Here is a 15,025-nt window from a genome sequence, read left to right as displayed (position 1 = left end):
CGAGACCATACGTTCGCGCCCCGAGGGGGACACCATGACGTGTAGAGCATGCCCCGGCACCGAATCCGACCGCGTTCTCGACCTGGGAAGGGTGCCGGCCGCGGACTTCTTCCCGCTCGCGTCGACCCCGGTATCGCCGGACGAATCCGCCCATCCCCTGGCGATGGATCTGTGCACCTGCTGTGGACTCGCGCAGCTCGCGGACGATGACACGATTGCCGATGAACCCCGCGGGGTCGAACCGCAGGCCCTGAAAGACCAGGCGGTCGACGCTATTCGAACCGTCGCCGAAGCCGGTGAGCTGACCGGCGACACGGCGATCGAGTTCGGCAGCCCGCACGGCGGCAGCTGGCTACCCCTGCTGGCGGATCGCGGATTCAGTCGACCGGCGCGCGGCGCACGGGCGTCGGTGGTTCTCGACTGCTTCGGCATCATGCACGAGCCCGATCAACGGGCCGCCTTTCGTCGCCGCGCGGCAGCCACGGACCGTGACGGCGTACTGCTGATCCAGTTCCATTCGCTGCGCACGATCATCGAACACGAACAGTGGAACGCGCTGCGCCATGGGCACTTCGCGTACTACTCACTGACCGTGCTGCGTCGACTGCTCGCGGAGGTCGGAATGACGGTCACGGCGGCATGGGAGTTCGATCTGTACGGGGGCACCGTCCTGATCGCGGCTCGGCACGGTCGTGCGGCCGACACCGGCGCCGCGGTCCACAGGATCTTGGATGCGGAGGGAATTCTCGGGATCGACCGGCCCCGAGCCGTCAGCCGACTGCAGCATGCCGCGGACCGGCACTCCGACTGGTTGCGCGTCCTGCTCGAATCGATGGTTTACCACGACCGACGCGTGTTCGGGTACGGGGCCGCGTCGCGAGCCGTCGCATTGTTCAGCCGAGCCGGGATCGACAGCCGGCTAATCTCCGCCGTCGCGGACGCCTCGGCATCGAAGCAGGGTCGGCGGATGCCGGGGACCGACGTGCCCATCATCTCCCCCGGGCAGCTCCTCGCGGCCGACCCCGACTGGGTCCTGCTCACCCTTCCCGACCTGCTGCCCGAGGTGCAGCGCCAGTTCCCCGGATTGGGTGGACGATGGGTTGTCAACTGGGCCGGTGGCGACAAACCGAGGACCAGGGAGCCACGCGCTCAGCAATCCGGCCGGGCGGGTGGGCTGACGAAGCGGGCATCGATGGCCACCCGCGGTGAGTAGGGCCGACTCGATGAGTGCGCATCCGCCGCCATGGCCACGAATGGTCGTCGACCAGGTCGCGGTCGACCTGATCGATCGCGAGTCCGCGATCTCGCTGATCTTCGACGCACTCACCGCCCCTGGACCGCTCGCCGTCGCTTCCGCGAACCTGGACCATATTCACCACTTCGGCGCCTGCGACTCGTGGGTGGACCGCCCTCCGGCCGTATCCGTGGACGGGCCGACAGCCAATCTGCGATGGCTCACCCTGCTCGACGGTGTCCCGCTGGTACGCAAGGCGAAGGCACTGACAGGTCGCGAATGGCCGAAGCTGTCCGGCAGCGACCTCATCGAACCGATTCTCGAGCGCGCGGCGAGAGACGGCGCCCGCATCGGGTTCCTCGGCGGGTCGGCCGAAACACATGGGCAACTGAACGAGGCGATGGACGCCCAGTACCCGAGACTCGAGGTGGTCGGGACCTGGGCGCCCGACCGGTCCGAGCTGACCGACGTCGCGGCGTCCGCGCGCCTGGCGCAAGAGATCCGCGAGGCGGCTGTCGAGATTCTGGTGGTCGCGCTGGGAAAACCCCGTCAGGAGAAGTGGATTGCCCAGTTCGGCGTCGCCACGGACGCACGGGTACTGCTTGCCTTCGGTGCGGTCGTGGATTTCCTGGCTGGCCGAATCCCGCGGGCACCGCATTGGGCTACCAACGACGGGCTCGAATGGGCGTGGCGGCTGGCCAGGGAGCCCCGGCGACTGGGCCACCGTTACCTGATCGAGGGTCCGCCTGCCTTGCTCTGCCTCGAGCGGAGGTCTCGCGCAGTGGCGGCCGGGTCGACAGATTCCGCACGGACGGCAGGCGCCCGGGAAACGTTCGTACCGATGGGCAGCGCGGCTGCGGTGACGATCGTGGTGGTGACGTACAACAGCGTCGGCTATCTGTCGGCCCTGATCGACGGGCTCCGAGTCGCCGCACGGGAACACCGAATTCGGCTGATCATCGTCGACAACCAATCCTCGGACAGCACAGTCGAATTCCTTCAGGACCACCCCGACATCCACCTCATCCAAACGGGCGGCAACCTCGGCTACTCGGGGGCAATCAACGCTGCGCTTCCGGTCGTCGATCCGTGTGATGCGGTGCTGATCCTCAATCCGGACCTCGAGGTGCGGCCCCACGCGGTGGGCAACCTGCTGTCCGCGCTCGATGATCCCGGGGTCGGGGCGGTGGTCCCGACGATCCTCGACGGCGATGGGGCGATCTACCCCTCGCTGCGGCGTGAGCCGTCGCTGACCCGCGCGATCGGTGACGCGCTTATGGGCAGCCACTTCCCGTCTCGACCCGGGTTCCTATCGGAGATCGACTATCGGCCAGCGGATTACGCTACGGCGCGGGATGTGGACTGGGCGACCGGCGCCGCGATTCTCGTGCGCTCCACTCTGGCTCGCGAGTTGGGCCAGTGGAACGAGGAGTTCTTTCTGTACTCGGAGGAGACGGAATACTGTCGCAGGATCAGGAGTTCCGGGAACCGGATCCGATACGAGCCGTCGTCGGTCATGTCGCATCACGGTGGCGGTTCGGGGACGTCGCCTGCCCTGGCGACGCTGATGGCGGTCAACCGGATTCGCTACGTGCAGCGGTACCACGGCTTCGTGTACACGACGCTGTTCCGCGGTGTGGTCGCGGTGGCGGAGGTTTTGCGGTCATACGATCCCGATCACCGTCGAACCCTTGGCACCGTGCTCCGCCGTAGGCGCTGGCTGGAACTCCCCTGCGCAGACAGTCCCGCAGCACAGAACTCGATCTCGGGCGAACTGCGCCGAGGGTCGGTGGTGGTTCCCGCCTACAACGAGTCGGCGGTGATCGAACGCACCCTCGCACCCCTGAGCCGGGCGGCTGTCGATGGCTATATCGAACTGATCGTGGTGTGCAACGGCTGTCGCGATGACACCGCGGACATCGCCCGCGCGATTCCTGGCGTCACCGTGCTGGAACTGGTCGAGGGATCGAAGACGGCTGCCCTCAACACCGGGGACGAGGCGGCGACCTTGTGGCCGAGACTGTACCTGGACGCCGACATCCAGGTCTCCGCGTCGGCGGTGCTCGCGGTGCTCGACCGGCTTGCCGACGGCGACGCGCTGGCCGCGAGGCCGACCGCGCGCTACGACTACGACGGCGCCAATGCGATAGTGCGCAGCTATTACCGCGCGCGACAACGAATTCCGCAGCACCGGCTGGCGATGTGGGGCGCCGGTGCGTACGGGCTCAGTGCCGCCGGGCACGAGCGGATCGGCGCGTTTCCCGACTGCACCGCCGACGACCTGTTCGTCGACGCCCAGTTCGACGCCGACGAGAAGGCCGTGGTGGCGACCGATCCCTCGGTGGTGACCACGCCCGCCAACGCGCGCAGCCTGCTCGCAATCCTTCGTCGCGGCTACCGGGGCGTCACCGAGGCTGCCCTGCCGGCCGATCACCGATCCGCTCGCCGCGCCAGGCCGCACGGCGCGTCCACCGCGCTCGAGCTGTGGGGTTCGGTTCGTGGACCGCGCTCGGCCGCGGACGCGATGGTGTACACCGGGATGGCGCTCGCGGCCAGGGTGGGCGCGAGGCGTTCGGCGTCGGCGCCATGGGAGCGAGACGACAGCAGCCGATTGGACCCGTCGCGGCCGAGTCAGAGCGAGACACAATGAGTGTCAAGTCCCCGCCGGCGCACAGCTGTCGCCACCGGTGATGCGATAGATGTGGACAGCGTTGGCATCGGCGAAGGTGTCGCGAAAGGTGCCATTCGTGATCGGGATCGTGCGGTTCTCCTCGACGACCTCGACGGAAGTCGCGTCCCCGCAGGTAATTGCGAACGCAGCGTCGGTTTCGGCGCTCTGCTCGGACCCGACGAGAAGGTAGAAGCTGCCGTCGTGAAACTTGGCGGCAATGTCGACCGGCTCATCCGACCGGGCGAAGCCGTCGACGAAGGGCGCATTGAGCACCGGGGCCAAACGCCGAATCTGCTGGTTCACCGCGGTCACATCACCGCGGACCGCATCCCCGCATGAACCGCGCAGGACGTTGTGAGAGATACACGGGCCGCCGAAGTTGTGGTTGAAGTAGACGATTCCGCGCGCGCCGTTGATGATGCTGCTCCACACGGCCGCCCGGATCTGCGGTCCGGTGATGGTGGACCCCTTTCCGGTGGCCATGGGATGCCCCACCTCGACGAAGTTCCAGACCGGTATCGCAGCCCTTGGCTGGACGAGCGAGCGAACGTACTTCGTCGTGACACCGTAGTTCGCCGCCAGGTGACATTCCCCGTCGGACAATGAGCGCTCACCATTCGCCTTCAGCGCGCCGCCTTCGGTGGCGTCGCAAATGTTGTTGTCGGTGAACCAGTAGTTGTCCACGGACACAACGTCCTGGAAGTCATTCACGAACCGTGCGGCGGCGTCTCTCGGTTCCCAGAAGGTGACGCCCTTCCCGTAATTCGAAAAGACCATGACACCTGGTGGGACCCTTCGCCGGAGCTGCCACATCACGGTATAGCCGCACTCTGCCTCGGCCGGAATGCAGATGGGGTCGTCGGGCGGAGTCTTGCCGGTCCAGGGAGCATCTCCCGGCCCTGCCCACATGTCGGCCTCGTCGGTCGTCAATTGCCCCGTTGAAGGGGTACGTCCCGAGCTGGGGATGGCGTACATTCCGCCGTCAGCGATCAACTGAAGATTGCTGTCCTCGGTCAACTCCACGTAGGTGTTGAGTCCCACCGCGCGATCGGCCGCGATCTCCTGTGCGGTCCGGGTGTTCGTGAACCAGACTCCCAGCGGAAAGAAGTCCGCCGAGGTGGGCAACGAGTTCTTGAACGCGTCGTAGTAGCGATCGCCGCCGTCGACCGCGCGCAGCGTGGGCCCGGTCGGCTCGAACACCACGTCGACGAAGTAGCCGAGCCCATCGCTCGATTGATCCGGGAATCCACCGGTGGGAGCGAGAACCCCGCCATGGGCTGTGATCCAGCCGCTGGTCACGGTGCGGCCCTGCGCGAACGTGGCCCGGTCACTCGGGTAGCGCCCATTCGGGGCGTGGTACGAAATCACGTAGTCCTCGGTGGCCGTCACGCGCACCGGCTCGTCGAACGGGACCTCACGCCAACCGCCCCGGCCCGGGGGCACGGACACCGTTGCCAGGGCAGTCCCCTTGGACGTCCACAGGGTTGCCGCCCCGATGGCCATGTCGTCGCGGCCCTGATAGAACCGTGCGGCGACTATCTCACCGCCGCTCGCCGTCGAGAACCTCGTGCCGACCTCCACGGAGCGCGTGTCCGGATCATTGGGGACAGCAGGTACGGCCTCGTCCGACCAGATCCTGCCGTCTGCAGGCGCCGGGATATCCGCGGCGTGATCGGGCGATACGCATGACGAGCAGACAACGGCCACTGCGGCGATCGCGGCGATTGCCGAGATCGCACGCGCCCGGATCGTCCGTCGTTCGCGGTTCCTACCGGCGGCGCGCATCGCTCCGCCCGTCAGGCGCAGGTTCCGCGGTGACGCCTGGGGGTGTCTCTGCCGGAGGGTCAACCGAATGATTGGAGTATGCCGACCACAGCAGGCCGAACAGAATGAAGTAGACGAACGTCGCTTGTTGATAGCTGAACAGGTCAAACGTGACGCTCGACGAGGCGATTGCGACCAGCGCACCTCCCATCGCGTACACCTGATCGCGGTCCCGGCGCGACCTCGCGCCTCGCAGTCCTGCCGGTATCCCGACTAGGCCGCTCGTGATCACCAACGTCATTGCGACGAATCCTGCGATGCCACCCTGCACGATCGCCTGCAGCCATTCATTGTCCAGGAATCGATACACGGTCGGGTCGGATGCGCCGAGGCCCAGGCCGAACCACGGATGCGCATGGAAGGTTTGTGCCACGGCAGCGTAGTCATCGATGCGGGTCAACACGCTTCCATCGTCCTGTGACGTGACGATCGTGAGCCAGAGAGCGTTGGCGGCGTTCGGAAAGACGGCCATGTACCCGAGGACTCCGCCGATTCCGATCAAGATCCCGGCGCCGATCTGACGGAGTGTGAGCGCGAACATGTACACGAACAGGGCTGCAGCGAGCGCGATCACGCCCGACCTGGAAACAGCCGCAGGCATGGCGATCAAGGCGGCGAGGCAAACGCCGGCGGCGAGGCGGCGCAGCAGCGCCTTCCCGGCATACCGCGCCAGGTGCAGTGTCAGGGGGACGGTGGCCGCGACCAACACCGAGAACTCGATCGCGTGCGTGGAAGTACCCACCACGCGCAGAGCTCCGTAGCGTTCGGTGAGGTCCACTTCCTCGAGGTTCAGAATGAAGCCTGGCGGCTGGAAGAGATACCGCAGATCCGCCCCGCTGAAACTCTGAAGCAATCCGACAAGGCATGCGAAACCGAGGCCGGCGACGAGGAAGCCCAGGAGAATAGATCGCTGGCGGGCAGTCTTCACCACCGCGAGCACGTACAGCGCAACGCCGACATTGGCGAACAGCACGATGACGGCCCGCGTCTTGCCTGCCTCGATGAAAGCGGTATCCAGGTGCAGAACGCCAACCCCATAGATCAGCATCTCGAGTAGGAAATAGAGAACTATGAGGACCACACCGGGGTTCGCACCGCCGCGGTACCCGCTGGTCCGCCGCCCAGCCACGAACCCCAGCACCGCAAGTCCGAAACACAGGATCGCGATGAGCCGTGCGGGCGAGCCGTTGCTCCGCAGTGGCCCGGGCAACACAGATATCGTCGGCAACGCGGGAATGAGAAAGCACAGGAGTCCGAGCAGCCACGGAACCTTCTCTCGTGCTTGCGGATCCGGGTGGCGCATGTGAGCACTGGCCGGCAGTCCCGCCTCGGGTTGGGCGTTCATCCGCTACTCGACCTCGGGACACGTGTGGCCCTGTGCTTCTCACGTCGCAGGAGTACGAGGTCGACGAGCACCGTGACCAATACCGCGAGCCCGGCTCCGACCACGAACAGCGCCACCGTGGCGCGGATGCGGCTCGGCATTCCCTGAACCGGGTCGGTGGGCGGTTGTACGGGAAACGGTGCCGCCATCCGATCAGGGGGGACGCCCGCACTCTGCTGCAGGTTCCGCAGTGTCGGCTCGGCCTGCCCGGCAACCAGTTCGAGGGTCTTCTTCACGGCGACCGGGTCCGCCGCCGTGACTTCGATCATGACAAGAGGCACCTGGCCCACGGGAGGGGCAAACTCCATCACCTTGGCGGTGTAGTCGGGCAGCCCGCCGCCCTCGACCACCTGTCGCACCACCAGCGGATCCTTCAAGCCGATCGCCAGCAGATTTGCCAGAAGTGGCGCCCCGCCGACGTCAAGGAGCGCGTTGCGGTGCACCGCACCGATCTCGGGCTCCGTCACGCTTGGGGGCGTCAGGCCGAGGGTGGTACTTCCGTAATTGACGGGTTGCACGCCCGAATACGTGCTGTAGCCGACCCACGCGACGATCATCATCAGCGGCAGGAAGATGTACCAGCGCCGAGCGCAAGTTCGTGCGACGTCGAACAGGTCCACGTCAACTCCCCATCGCCGTCGGACGAGCGGCGGTCATCCGCTTGCACCGAGTCGGACACCATCTCTGGTTCGGGTGGTCAAGACAAGCCTCAAGATCTCTCACCCTACCGAGCTGAGCTGGGCATCTCATCGGATTCAACCTCCGGGATCGAGCTCGATCGGGGTGTTTGCTCTCCAGCGGGCAAGGCCGGCTCGACGGGATCCGTGCACATCACCGTTCCGGTGAGGGGGTTGCCCGCCATCCGCAGTTTCTCCGCGGCGAGGGCGAGCTCGCGCCGCCGGGTGGTGCCGGGCGTCACGACGAGCAGTACGCCGTCGGCGTACTCGCTCACCATCGAGGCCGCGACTGTGGGCAGAACGGGTGGGGCGGCGATGACAATGTGCGAGTACTCGGTTCGCAGCCGGTGTACCAGCCTCCGCATGGTGCTGGTCGCCAACAGGTCGGCGGGTTCACCGTGGCCCGAGCCTGCGGGCAGGACATCCGGGAGTTGGTCGAGTCGACATCGGATCGCCTGGTCTGCCGACGCCGACCCGGCAAGAACATCGAACAATCCGGGGCCGGATTCGACGTCGAACTCGCCTGCGGCCCCTGCCGAGCCGGCGTCGACGACGATCACCCGGCCTTCGCCCGCCGCAAACGTGCCACCCAGGTTCGACGCAGGCGTCGCGCTGCTCGTTTCCCCTGCCGCGCAGGTCACCACCCACACCCTGCCTCGAGCGGTGACGTCATCCGACCACCCGGTCATCGACAGCAGTCGCGTACGTAGTCGGCGATACCCATCCAGGGATTCCCCTGCCACCGACAACGCGGCCGATACCGATCCGATCACCGGCAGCCCCGAGACCGCGGCGGCCCGTTCCGGCGTGCGAACAACCGGATCCGCCCGGACTCGCAGCCACACCGCGACCGACCCCAGCACCAGGCCCGCGAGCGCGCCCAGCACGCCGAAGGTCAGCGGACGGGGAAGGCTCCCCCGCGGTGTGCTCGCCGAGTTGACCACCGCTACGTGAACCTTCTGGTCATCCGCGCCGGTCGGACGCTCCAGCACGTCTGTGTACGAGATGAACTCGCTCGCGAGCGTGGCAGCGAGCAGTCGAGCCTCTTCCGGAGTCTCGCCGGACACCGCGACATCGATCACCGCTGTTCTGGGCGGCACGATCGTCGCGGAGACATCGTCGGCGAGATCCCGCGCAGATCGAGACAGACCGAGCTCGTCGATCACCCGCTGATTCACGACCTCGCTGGTCAGCAGCGCGACGTAGGAGTTCACCCGTCCCGACACGACCTGGTCGTTCTCGTATGCGGAAGCGGTGGTGGCGCCCTCGATCGAGACGATCAGTTGGGTGGTCGAGACGTATTTGGCTGGGGCCGCAATCGCGGAGCCGAGACCGACCGCGACGCACGCGGCCATGATCGCCAGGAACAGCTTCCGATGCAGTCGAATCTCCGCGAGGAAGTCTTTGGCATCCATCTATGCACCCATCCTTTCCCCGGAGCGGAACACCCCGAGCAGACTCGGGTCCGATACCCGGTCCAGGACCACGCCTGACGCCGTCGACCCCGGCAGAGACGCAAGGGTCTCGAGCAGATCGTTCTCCGTGGTGACACCCTGGCGCGCCAGGATCACGACCGCGTCCGCGGCCCCGGCGATCACGCCGACATCGGCGGTCGGCATCGCAGGCGGGCACACGAGCAGCACCCAGTCGTACCGCTCGCGGAGCTCGCCGATCAGGGCTGGCAGCGCCGGGGAGTCGATCAGTTCCGCGGGCGAGTCGGCTTCGCTGCCTGCGCCGAGGAATGGGCCGCGCTCGAGGTCCTGCACCGCGGCCGCACAACTGGTGCGGCCGCGGAGAACGTCGGAAACGCCCGGGGACTCCTGTCCCACAACATGTTCCGTCAGCGAGTGGGAGCGCAGGTCGAGATCGACGAGGACCACGGACTCGTCCTTCGTGCGCAGCGCCGCCGCGAGCGTGACGGCCGCGGCGACCGCTGCGGCCGTACCGCCGACGGGCTCGGTGAACGCGATCACTCCCCCGTCGGGGTCGCCCATGACAGAGAGCAGCCGATGTCGAACGAGCCGAGCGGCATCGGAGACGACCCCCGTCGACTCCCGGTCCAGCGAGCCGAGCACCGGACGCCCGGAGACCAGTGCGGCATCCCGCGGATCACCGACCGAGCGATCGTAAAGCGAACGCATCACTGCCCCCGTCGCGCCGAGGACGACGCCGACAAGAACCGCCCCCAGCAGCACCGCCGGGGCTGGGGCGCCCCACAACTGCGATCGGGTGGGCGATCCGGGCGCGTCGACGACGACGAGCTCGGCGCGGGGCACCAGTGAACCGGGTACCGACTCCAACATCCGCACCTGCTCCGAGAACTCGGACAGGAACACGGTCGCGGCCTGCTGCGCCTCGGCGGCGGACGGGGCGGAGACCGCGATCTCGATCAGCACGGTGCCCGGCACGCTGGTCGCGGTGATCCGGTCGGCGAACTGCTGTGCGGTTGAATCGATCCCGAGATCCGACACCACCCGCGCCGCAAGGTCCGTGCTGCCCGCCAGTTCGACATAGGTCAGGGCGCGTTGCCGCGCGTACGTGTCGCCGCCGTCGACAACACCACTGACGTCGCCAGGGGTTCGGATGAAGACGGTCGCCGTCGACCGATACGGCGACGGGACCAGCAGCAGGCCCACGATGCCAACGCCAAGCGCCAACAACGCACCCCACACCACCCAGCGCCATCGCCGACGCAGAACACGTCCGTAGACGATCGCGGGGTGGTGCATCGAGGCGTTCATCGCGCGGAGTCCGCCGCGGAGTCGGCCAGGGCCGCCTCGAGTGCCACGGCGATCTGCCGCGTGCCGCGGGGATTCGGGTGGATGCCGTCCTCGGCCAGCAGCGACGACGCGCCTCGTTCCGGGAAGGACGCGTCGGCGAGGGGGTCGACGAAGTCCACGCCCGCGGCGACCGGGTCGGATGCGAGGCGCCTCATGAATTCGTCGTCGAATCCCAGGTCGCCGCCGGGGTCCGCGAGGTATCGCGGCCTGATGAAGACGATCTTCGCCTCGGGCCAGGCTCGGCGCGCCTCACCGATGGTGTGAACCGTCGCGCTGTAGACGTCCGCTGTTGGCGGGAATCGGTCGTTTCTGCCGCCGTCGAGCACGACGATGTCGGGCCGGTGGGACAAGGCCAGCCAGGGGATCCGTTCGGCGAAGGATTCCGACTCCCCGGCGTACCCGTCGATGACGAACCTGTTGGCGGGACCGCCGCTGATGTATCCGGTCCCCGGAAACGCCGACAGCGTGCAGTACCACCCCAGGGCGGCTGCGGCCATGCACGGGTACGACATCTCCGGCCTCCCGCTTCCCAGGGTGTAGGAATCGCCGATGAACAAGGCGGACGGCGGTGTTCGTTCGGGCGGTGATGGGCGCACCTGCCCCTGCGCAGGCGACATTCGCTCGAGCGACGCGCTGTCCGGGCGCCCCGCGATCATCACCAGGCCGATCAGCGTCGCCACCGCGAGCACCAGCAGCGCCGCATCGCACCACCGACGCGCTGTCACCGCCCCACCTCCGCACGCACCCATGCCGAGATCGTGTCCGCCAGCACGGACTGCCCCGCATCCGTGGGCCCCGACAGGTCGGGCAGCATCAAATCCGGTGTCAGCCAAGGCGGATCGAGCGCGCCGAGGAACGGGATGTCGGCTGATTCCGCGACGCCGAGGACGGCGTCGGACACCCGGGTCACCGCATCCGGTACGGGAGCCTGGTACCAGGTCGGTCCGATGAACAGGAGTCGCTCGCCGCCGAGGACGGCCTTGTCGATCACGGCGGCGGCACCCACCTCGACCGGACCCGCGTCGGGCAACCCGGTGTCACTCAACCCGCCGAACACCAGGATGACATCGGGGTCGTCGCCTCGAGCCCGGTCCACCTGATAGGTGAACGCGTATCCGCCCCTGCCATCCGCTGCAAAGCCCGCACCGGGAAGCGCAAAGTTCGACACGGACCACCCGGTGCGCTCGGCGACGAGCGTCGGCCAGACCACCCGATTCTGGGTACCGGCGGTGTAGTCGTCGCCGACAACCGCGACCCGCAACGGCTCGGGGGGATCCGCGTCGCCGCGCAGCGCGATCGCGGTTGCCATCACGACGGCCGCTGTCACCGCCAGCGCCAGCACGACCACCGGTGCGCGCGGGCGGGGCAGGCGGATCGGGCGGCTCACGACCGTTCACCGGCCAGGTTCGCGTACACCGCAACCAAACGGTCACCGACGGCGGCCATGCCGAACTCGCGATGCGCCGTCTCCCGGCCGCGCCGTCCCATGTCCCGAGCCAACGACCGGTCCGTGAGCAGGCTTTCGACCGCATCGGCCAGGGCGGGTACGGACGGATCGGTGACGATGCCGCTGCCTGTCCGCGTGATCATCGGCGCGAGCCCGCAGTCGTTCGACACGACGACCGGACGTCCGACGGACATCGCCTCGAGCACCGACATCGGATAGGGCTCCTGGACGGACGGCAGCACATACACGACTGCCGCAGCGATCCGTCGGGGGACGGATGCGGGGGCGATCGCCCCCTCCCACACGATCCTTTCGTCGCCTGCGATCGCCGCGCGCACCGCCCCGCCCTCGCCTTCATCGGGACCGATCAGCGTGAATCGCGCGTCGGCGCCGCCGTCGAGCAGGATGCGGGCCATCTCGACGAAGGCGATCGGCCGCTTGCGTGGATGCATGCGAGCGGCGAACAGGACCTCAGGGGTGCCCGTGTCGGCACCCGACGGATAGTCGGGCACGCCGTTCCCCAACTGCGTCAGCCGCAGCGACTCCCCCGCGACCCGGACGAGCTGTTCGCGCTCCCGCGGGGTCAGGTAGAACACGGCGCCTGCGGTCCTGAGCACCTTGCGCACCCACACGCCGTCCACCACGGGCGCGAGGGGGTGATCGGAGGGGACCACCATCCCGTGCGTCTGCAGGGCGTACGGGATGCCGTATCGCCGCGCGGCCACCGCCAGCGGGAGCACGACCAGATCACGCCCGAGGTGGACGTGCACCAGGTCGAAATCGGTGCGGTGGCGGCGAAACCAGCGACCGAGACCGGGTGCGCCGAGGCCGGCGAATCCGGCCCCTGGCAACATGGTTCTGGCGGTGAACAAGCGGACCGGCACGCCGTCGATCACGGTCGGGGCGGCCGCATACCCGCGGGTTCCGGCCGCGAGGGTGACGGTCGTGCCGCGACGGATCAGCTCCGCGCTCTGGTTCAGCGCGACACGGGCGGGTCCCCCGTACGCACCATCGGGGCTGATCATCGTCACCACCTGCAGCACCCGCACGGGATTCAGCCCGGCACGGTGTCCGTCGGAGGCGGCCGAACGCAGGAGTCGGGCGGCACGTCAGCCGACACCAACGACATCGCGCCGACCACGGAGTTGGCGCCGACGGTGACTCCGCGCAGGACCATCGATCGCGCGCACAGCCATGCACCGTCCTCGATCACGATGGGGGCGTTGTCGTACTCGAAGATCGGTGACCGGCGGTCGTGGCTGCCCGTGCACAGGTAGGCGTGCGGGGAGATACACACGTCGGAGCCGATGACGATGCGGTCGACGTCGTAGAGTTCGGTCCCCGTCCCGATCCACGAGTCGTTTCCGATCGACAGCTTCCACGGCCACTGGATGGTCACCTTGTGCTTGATCAGCACGCCGCTGCCGACCTCGGCGCCGAACCAGCGCAAGGTCGAACACCGCAGCCGGTTGGGGCACCAGACCTGGGTGAACAGCAGAGTGGATGTAGCGACCCAGAGCACCTGCGCGAGGAACCCGCGGCCCTTGTCGTAGGAGCGGCCGCGCAGTGCGGCCAGAGATCGCGTCGCTGGTGCGCCAGGCATTCGCGCCTCCGACCGCCGGACAACGGATAGTCCACCCAACGCTACGAGATCACGCCCGGGTCGTGTCAAGAGCCACTATTGTGTACACACGCCTCGGCGCAGCCGTGAGGGGATGGTGCCATGGCCCATGTCGCGTTCAGGCAGGCCCGGACGTCCGCTGCGCAGGGGACGTCCAGGTTGATCCTGGCGCAGATCGCGTTGTTCGGCATCGGCGCAACCTCCGGAATCCAGATCGCCAACTTCACGGTCACCGGCTTGTCGGTCGTGTGCCTACTCCTCGTCCCCGCCTTCCTGTTGATGAAGCACCGGGGCGTAGAGCTGGTCCCGGTGGTGCTCGCCGCCCTCGGATGGTTGTCCTACCTGGCGTCGTGCCTCATCAACGGGGTCAGCGTGCTGTGGCCGAATGCGCTTGCGCCGGCAGCATTCTCGCTGTATCTCCTCGGCCTCACCGTCATCGCGGGTCGGGAGCTGGCGACGATCGCCACGGTCCTCGCCGGGATCGCCGCCGGTTCGGTGATCTTCTTCCTGTCCCAGGGGATCGAGCTGACCCGGACCGGGAGCTTTCTCGATCTCTGGAAGTACGGGATGGCACAGCCCGTGACCACCCTCGTGCTGTTCGGGTTGATCCGCGCCGCGCGGGTGCGATGGTTCGCCATCCCGGTGATGCTCCTTGTGTTCGGACTGGCCAGCCTGGCGCTGAACTATCGCGCGCACGCGCTGGTCTGCCTCATCACCGGCGCGATCGTGCTCACCCGCCGGTTACTCGGCTCCCGGATCGGGCGCGGGTGGCAGTTCGCCGGGATCGCCGCGTTCGGATTGGCCTTCGCGTATCTGATGCCCATCGCCGCTCGGATAGGACTGTTCGGTCCGGCGCTGCGCCGCAAGACCCTCGAGCAGCAGGCGACGGATCTGCCGCTGCTCCTGGTAGGCAGACCCGAACCGCCGGTGTCGATCACGGCGATCCTCGAACGGCCCATCCTCGGCTGGGGCAGCGCGCAGAAGCTGACGCCCGAGGTCTACACCGCGGCGGAGCATCTCGCGGTTCGGCTCGGATTCGCCCCGACCGCTCCATTCGAGCTCTACTGGCGCCTGCCCGTGACGGAATCCTCCGCGATGCACTCCCTGGTGCTGGGGTCGTGGGTGGAAGGGGGCGTTCTCGCGGCGCTCCTGCCACTGTGGCTGTTGGTCTGCTGTGTCGGCCTGGTCTGGAACGGCGAGCGGTACGGGATGTGGGGGCCACTGGTGGTGATGCTTGGTGTGCAGGGGATTTGGGATCTGGCGTACGAGCCGTGGACGTACAACGCCATCCCGGTGTTCGCGTGCATCGCCTTGTTCTTCGCGGCAGCCCACTTCATCCGCCCTCCACCCGGCGACACCCGCCCACCATGACCGGAAGGGATGGGCG

12 protein-coding genes are annotated in these 15,025 nt (G+C 67.7%); 3 read left to right on the top strand and 9 right to left on the bottom strand.

Annotated elements, in window-relative coordinates; translation table 11 throughout:
• The first annotated feature begins 34 nt into the window (after positions 1 to 34).
• On the top strand, positions 35 to 1,213 hold the full coding sequence (locus ACFXMV_RS21190; protein ID WP_378498271.1) for a transferase: 1,179 nt from the start codon (positions 35 to 37) through the stop codon (positions 1,211 to 1,213).
• 10 nt (positions 1,214 to 1,223) lie between these two features.
• Entirely contained in the window at positions 1,224 to 3,884 is a 2,661-nt protein-coding gene (locus tag ACFXMV_RS21185) for a WecB/TagA/CpsF family glycosyltransferase (RefSeq protein WP_378498272.1), read from the top strand.
• A gap of 3 nt (positions 3,885 to 3,887) precedes the next feature.
• Here ACFXMV_RS21185 and ACFXMV_RS21180 read toward each other — a convergent pair whose 3' ends face one another.
• The 9 genes from ACFXMV_RS21180 to ACFXMV_RS21140 all read right to left on the bottom strand — a co-directional run bounded on the left by ACFXMV_RS21180 (position 3,888) and on the right by ACFXMV_RS21140 (position 13,620).
• A complete protein-coding gene (locus tag ACFXMV_RS21180) occupies positions 3,888 to 5,690 on the bottom strand; it encodes a DUF4082 domain-containing protein (RefSeq protein WP_378503316.1) in 1,803 nt (600 codons plus the stop codon).
• Positions 5,674 to 7,074: an O-antigen ligase family protein gene (locus tag ACFXMV_RS21175; protein ID WP_378503315.1), complete on the bottom strand. Its 1,401-nt coding sequence runs from the start codon at positions 7,072 to 7,074 to the stop codon at positions 5,674 to 5,676. Before ACFXMV_RS21175 ends, ACFXMV_RS21180 begins: the two co-directional genes overlap by 17 nt.
• On the bottom strand, positions 7,071 to 7,733 hold the full coding sequence (locus tag ACFXMV_RS21170) for a hypothetical protein (RefSeq protein ID WP_378498275.1): 663 nt from the start codon (positions 7,731 to 7,733) through the stop codon (positions 7,071 to 7,073). The genes ACFXMV_RS21175 and ACFXMV_RS21170 overlap by 4 nt, the downstream gene beginning before the upstream one ends.
• 104 nt (positions 7,734 to 7,837) lie before the next feature.
• A complete protein-coding gene (locus ACFXMV_RS21165) occupies positions 7,838 to 9,205 on the bottom strand; it encodes a Wzz/FepE/Etk N-terminal domain-containing protein (protein WP_378498276.1) in 1,368 nt (455 codons plus the stop codon).
• Positions 9,206 to 10,531 carry a hypothetical protein gene (locus tag ACFXMV_RS21160; protein ID WP_378498277.1) on the bottom strand — a complete coding sequence of 442 codons (1,326 nt, stop codon included), beginning with the start codon at positions 10,529 to 10,531 and terminating at the stop codon, positions 9,206 to 9,208.
• Positions 10,528 to 11,295, bottom strand: coding sequence for an SGNH/GDSL hydrolase family protein (locus tag ACFXMV_RS21155; protein ID WP_378498278.1), 768 nt, complete (start codon positions 11,293 to 11,295; stop codon positions 10,528 to 10,530). The genes ACFXMV_RS21160 and ACFXMV_RS21155 overlap by 4 nt, the downstream gene beginning before the upstream one ends.
• Complete coding sequence (locus ACFXMV_RS21150) at positions 11,292 to 11,957, bottom strand: SGNH/GDSL hydrolase family protein (protein ID WP_378498279.1); 666 nt, start codon at positions 11,955 to 11,957, stop codon at positions 11,292 to 11,294. The genes ACFXMV_RS21155 and ACFXMV_RS21150 overlap by 4 nt, the downstream gene beginning before the upstream one ends.
• On the bottom strand, positions 11,954 to 13,042 hold the full coding sequence (locus tag ACFXMV_RS21145; protein ID WP_378498280.1) for a glycosyltransferase: 1,089 nt from the start codon (positions 13,040 to 13,042) through the stop codon (positions 11,954 to 11,956). The genes ACFXMV_RS21150 and ACFXMV_RS21145 overlap by 4 nt, the downstream gene beginning before the upstream one ends.
• A 29-nt stretch (positions 13,043 to 13,071) precedes the next feature.
• Entirely contained in the window at positions 13,072 to 13,620 is a 549-nt protein-coding gene (locus tag ACFXMV_RS21140; RefSeq protein ID WP_378498281.1) for a colanic acid biosynthesis acetyltransferase, read from the bottom strand.
• 120 nt (positions 13,621 to 13,740) lie between these two features.
• Between ACFXMV_RS21140 and ACFXMV_RS21135 the strand changes: the two genes are divergently transcribed.
• A complete protein-coding gene (locus ACFXMV_RS21135) occupies positions 13,741 to 15,009 on the top strand; it encodes a hypothetical protein (RefSeq protein ID WP_378498282.1) in 1,269 nt (422 codons plus the stop codon).
• Positions 15,010 to 15,025 lie beyond the last annotated feature (16 nt).

This window comes from Rhodococcus sp. NPDC059179, assembly GCF_042754885.1.
In the GTDB taxonomy this organism is placed as follows: Bacteria; Actinomycetota; Actinomycetes; order Mycobacteriales; family Mycobacteriaceae; genus Rhodococcus_G.
This window is presented reverse-complemented; position numbering and strand designations above follow the sequence as displayed.

What these genes read in the sequence shown, in the direction of transcription:
- ACFXMV_RS21190 (WP_378498271.1), top strand. Translation starts at nt 35, where the DNA reads ATGACGTGTAGAGCATGCCCCGGCACCGAATCCGACCGCGTTCTCGAC.
- ACFXMV_RS21185 (WP_378498272.1), top strand. Translation starts at nt 1,224, where the DNA reads ATGAGTGCGCATCCGCCGCCATGGCCACGAATGGTCGTCGACCAGGTC.
- ACFXMV_RS21180 (WP_378503316.1), bottom strand. Translation starts at nt 5,690, where the DNA reads ATGCGCGCCGCCGGTAGGAACCGCGAACGACGGACGATCCGGGCGCGT.
- ACFXMV_RS21175 (WP_378503315.1), bottom strand. Translation starts at nt 7,074, where the DNA reads ATGAACGCCCAACCCGAGGCGGGACTGCCGGCCAGTGCTCACATGCGC.
- ACFXMV_RS21165 (WP_378498276.1), bottom strand. Translation starts at nt 9,205, where the DNA reads ATGGATGCCAAAGACTTCCTCGCGGAGATTCGACTGCATCGGAAGCTG.
- ACFXMV_RS21160 (WP_378498277.1), bottom strand. Translation starts at nt 10,531, where the DNA reads ATGAACGCCTCGATGCACCACCCCGCGATCGTCTACGGACGTGTTCTG.
- ACFXMV_RS21145 (WP_378498280.1), bottom strand. Translation starts at nt 13,042, where the DNA reads ATGATCAGCCCCGATGGTGCGTACGGGGGACCCGCCCGTGTCGCGCTG.
- ACFXMV_RS21140 (WP_378498281.1), bottom strand. Translation starts at nt 13,620, where the DNA reads ATGCCTGGCGCACCAGCGACGCGATCTCTGGCCGCACTGCGCGGCCGC.
- ACFXMV_RS21135 (WP_378498282.1), top strand. Translation starts at nt 13,741, where the DNA reads ATGGCCCATGTCGCGTTCAGGCAGGCCCGGACGTCCGCTGCGCAGGGG.